Genomic DNA, 287 nt, shown 5'->3' with positions numbered 1-287 from the left:
CCAACTATCATGGCGGGCGTGAACCAAACACTGATGTTGTCGCTATCTATGGTGGTTATCGCATCAATGATTGCGGTAGGCGGTTTAGGTCAAATGGTACTGAGAGGTATTGGCCGTTTAGATATGGGACTGGCCGCTGTTGGTGGCTTAGGTATCGTTATCTTAGCCATCTTATTAGACCGCATCACCCAAGTACTTGGTGTCAACGCTGGTAATACAAAATTACGCTGGTATCGCATGGGACCTGTTTCCCTTGTACTGAATGTACTTAATCGCGGTAACAAATC

At 46.3% G+C, this 287-nt stretch carries 1 pseudogene; it reads left to right on the top strand.

Annotation, left to right across the window (positions count from 1 at the left end):
• Nucleotides 1–287 (top strand): annotated as a pseudogene (locus AB4486_RS25830) (proline/glycine betaine ABC transporter permease ProW); the annotation flags it as partial.

It is taken from the genome of Vibrio sp. 10N.222.55.C6 (assembly GCF_041473395.1).
GTDB lineage: Bacteria > Pseudomonadota > Gammaproteobacteria > Enterobacterales > Vibrionaceae > Vibrio > Vibrio crassostreae_C.
This window is presented reverse-complemented; position numbering and strand designations above follow the sequence as displayed.